This window comes from Rhizorhapis sp. SPR117 (genome assembly GCF_021742065.1).
The window spans coordinates 1-4,105 of sequence record NZ_JAKKIE010000130.1; the positions used below are offsets into that span (position 1 = coordinate 1).

Consider the following 4,105-nt stretch of genomic DNA (forward strand, 5'->3'; position numbering starts at 1 on the left):
TGGCCCAGTCGGCCCGAAGCTGCGATTTTGGTCATCTTGGAGAACACGTCGGGAACGGGCTGGTTGTTGTTGACGATCGCCCATGCGAGGAACGACGTTCCGCTCCGATAAGGGAGCGGCGTTATGAGCCTTGGCGTTTCGAGTGGGGATCTGATCGGCTCCTGGAGCCTGAGTTTTTCGGACATCGCGTTCGTGACCGGCAAAGCGGAGACGGCACGACTGGGATTGGCGGTTCAGCTTAGATTTTTCGCCGGGCATGGCTTCTTTGTGCCGGATCATGCGTCGATACCCTCCGACGGTGTCTTGTATCTGGCGGAGCAACTTGGTCTCGATGCCAAATCCGTGAACCACTATGATTTTTCCGGTCGCACCGCCCGCCGGCATTGCGCGGAGATTTTGCGGCATCTCGGGTTCCGCCGTATGACGCAGACGGATCGCAGGGCGTTGTCGGGGTGGATTTCCGACGATCTTTGTGCGGGCGGGCAGTCGATCAATGCCATGCTCGAGCATGTTTTCCTGTGGTGCCGCGACCGCCGTATCTATGGGCCGTCGCGCAAGGAGCTGGAACGCCTCGTCCGCTCGCAACGACACCTCTATCTGGAGGCCCTGTTGGCCCGAGTCCGCGATCGGCTTGCGCCGGATGCGGTCGCCTTGCTGGAAGCCTCGCTCGCCGATCCCGATGGCCCGACCGGCTTCAACACGATGAAGGGGGATGCAGGTCAGGCGACGCTCGAAAACATTCTTGGCGTGACCGCCAAACTCGCCTTTATCCAACGGCTTGCTCTTCCCCGAGATTTCCTATCGGTCACGGGCAAGGCATGGGTCGATCAGATCGTTCGCCGGGTTGCCGGCGAGAAAGCCTCGGAGATGCGCCGGCATGTACCGGCGCGCCAGCTCGGGCTCTATGCCGTTTATCTGATGGCGCGGGAAGCTCAGCTTACGGATGCGATGGTCGACCTGCTGATCGAGACGGTCCATAAGATCGGATCGCGCTCGAAACGCAAGGTGGTGGGCGATATCGCGAAAGACATCGAGCGGGTCTATGGCAAGGAGCGACTCCTGGTCGAGATTGCCAGCGCTTCGATCGACGATCCATCCGGGCGCATCTGCGATGTCATTTTCCCAATCGCCGGCAAGGACAAACTGGCGGCGATCATCAAGGAAAGCCAGGCAAAGGGCGCCTTGGATCGGCGGATCTACAAGGTGATGCGGAGGTCATGGGCCAATCATTATCGCCGTATGCTGCCAAGCCTGCTTTCGGCACTGGAGTTCCGGTCGAACAACGCCGTGTGGCGTCCGGTGCTGGCGGCCCTGGACTGGATCAGAAGCAAAGTGGATGATGGATGCCGCTACGTGCCGCCGCACGCAGTGCCGGTCGACGAGGTCATTCCGGCGAGATGGCGCAGTTCCGTCATTGATGAAGAGGGGCGCGTAAACCGGATCAGTTATGAGCTTTGTGTCCTCGCGCAACTGCGCGATCGCATCCGTTCTAAGGAAATCTGGGTTGTCGGGGCGGACCGATACCGCAATCCCGATGACGATCTTCCCAAGGACTTCGATGCGCGGCGAGAAGCATATTACACAGGATTGAACCTGACGGCGGATGCGCGTGCATTTTCAAGCGCCATCCGGGAAGAGCTTGCTCAGGAACTGTTGCTCCTCAATGCCAATATTCCCCGGAACGACAAGGTTCGGCTGCTGTGGCGCGGCGAGAACCGTATATCTCTCACCCCGTTCAAACCCTTGCCCGAACCCAGGGGTCTCGCCTCGATCAAGACCGAGATCGGCCAACGCTGGCCGATGACCGGGCTGCTCGACGTACTGAAGGAGGCTGCCCTTGATACGGGACTTCTCGAAGCGTTCGAAACATCGGCCTCGCGTGTTGCACTGCCGAAAACCGCGCTGGATCAACGTCTCCTGCTATGCCTCTACGGCCTGGGAACGAATGCCGGGCTCAAGCGGATCGCCGGCGCCACCCCCGATGTCAGCTATGAAGAGCTGCTGCATGTCCATCGCCGCTTCGTTCATGCCGCGGCGCTCAAGGAGGCGTGTGCCAGGGTTGCGAATGCGACCCTGGCAATCCGCAATGCCGCAGTCTGGGGAGACGCCGGCACGGCCTGTGCGTCAGATTCCACAAAGTTCGGAGCCTGGGATCGCAACCTGATGACGGAATGGCATGCGCGTTATGGTGGGCGGGGCGTCATGATCTACTGGCATGTCGAAAGACGCGCGACGTGCGTCTATTCCCAGCTCAAGCGCTGCTCTTCCTCCGAGGTCGCCTCCATGATCGAGGGCGTGCTGCGCCATTGCACCGACATGGAAATCCAGCGACAATATGTTGATAGTCATGGCCAAAGCGCGGTTGGCTTTGCATTTTGCCGGCTTCTCGGATTTGAGCTCGCACCCCGCCTGAAAGCGATCGCTCGCCAGAAGCTGGCTCTTCCCGATGTCGGCATGCGAACGCGGCTTCCCCACTTGCAGCCGATCCTCTCCAGTCCGATCAACTGGGATGAGATCGAGCAGCAATATGACGAGATGGTCAAATATGCAGCCGCCATGCAGACAAAAACCGCCGACCCGGAGGCGATCCTGCGCCGGTTCAGCCGCTCCGAGGTGATGCACCCGACCTACAAGGCGTTGAGTGAGCTGGGCCGCGCGGTCAAGACGATCTTCCTGTGCCGGTATCTGCGCGAGGAGTCCTTCCGCCGCGAAATTCATGAAGGCCTGAATGTCGTTGAAAACTGGAACAGTGCCAACGGGTTCGTTTTCTTCGGCAAGGGCGGCGAGATCGCCACCAACCGCATCGATGAGCAGCAGCTCTCGGTCCTGGCGCTACATTTGCTGCAAGCGTCGCTTGTCTATGTGAACACCCGAATGCTTCAGAGCGTGCTGGTGGAACCGAAATGGACGGGCCGGATGACGCCGGATGATTATCGCGGCCTCACACCGCTGATTTACAGCCACGTCAATCCTTATGGCCGCTTCGACCTCGATCTGAATAGCCGGATCGATTTTGGGCGGCTTGCTGCCTGACCGGGGCCTTTCCGCTCGCACCATTTGGGTGCACCCGAACGTGACGATCGGAAGTGACATATACGACATGTCACAAAAGGGTGGTTCCGTCACCAATGTTACTGTACGAGGGCAAAGCCACCCTAATGTGACGGATTTGCCCATGACCCGCGTCGGCTACGCCCGCGTCAGCACCATCGACCAGGATCTCGACATCCAGGTTGCCCGGTTGAAGGCAGCGGGCTGTGAAATCCTCCGCTCCGAAACAGGCTCGGGCGCATCGCGCACTGGACGCACGGAGCTTGAGACGATCATGCAGTTCCTGCGCGCCGATGACGAACTCGTCGTCCTGCGTCTCGATCGGCTCGGTCGCTCCACACGCGATGTTCTCAATCTGGTTCATGAACTCGACCAGAAGGGAGCCTCATTGCGGGTGCTTGAGCCGGAGGTGACGACGGCCGGAAGCATGGGGCGGATGGTGATCACCATTCTGGGCATGGTCGCGGACATGGAACTGACGTTCATCAAGGACCGGCAGCGCGCCGGGATCGAGGCGGCGCGCGCCGAAGGCGTCTACAAAGGCCGGAAGAAAAACATCGATGACGATGAAATCCGACGCCGGATCACCGCCGGCGCGAGCAAGGCCAGCGTCGCGCGCGACCTCAAGATCTCAAGAATGACCGTCTATCGGGCGCTTGACGTCATTCCTTCAAGGATCGGGCTGCCGGAAAAGCCGCCTTCTGTCACCATCGCCCTGCATCTGACCATCGAGAACTTCAACAAGCATGGTCGTGGCAGAAAGCCCGCTCGCGAGCGCATTGAGGCGATGCTGGAGCGGGATTACCAGATGCAAAAGACCGGGAACTGCGATTACACGCTGACCGTCGCCTATGATCAGGGTGCCGATGGCGTCAGCCTCGATGATGAGATCGCATCTCTCCAGACAGAGATGTTCAACATCGCAGAGAGCTACAGGTGCTCGATCGAGACCGATGTTTACGAGATTGGAGGACAAGAGCGAGCCTGGTAGATCGCCATGTTCAATCTTTGTTCTTCAACATGGCCAAAATCGCAGCTTCGGGCCGACTGGGCC

At 59.7% G+C, this 4,105-nt stretch carries 2 protein-coding genes; both read left to right on the forward strand.

The genetic code is table 11. The annotated features are described in order from the left end of the window. Nucleotides 1-123 precede the first annotated feature (123 nt). Nucleotides 124-3,033, forward strand: a complete 2,910-nt coding sequence (locus L3X40_RS21135) for a Tn3 family transposase (protein WP_237367324.1) — start codon at nucleotides 124-126, stop codon at nucleotides 3,031-3,033. 40 nt (nucleotides 3,034-3,073) lie between these two features. Next, nucleotides 3,074-4,042: a recombinase family protein gene (locus tag L3X40_RS21140; protein ID WP_225870698.1), complete on the forward strand. Its 969-nt coding sequence runs from the start codon at nucleotides 3,074-3,076 to the stop codon at nucleotides 4,040-4,042. The last annotated feature ends 63 nt before the right edge of the window (nucleotides 4,043-4,105 follow it).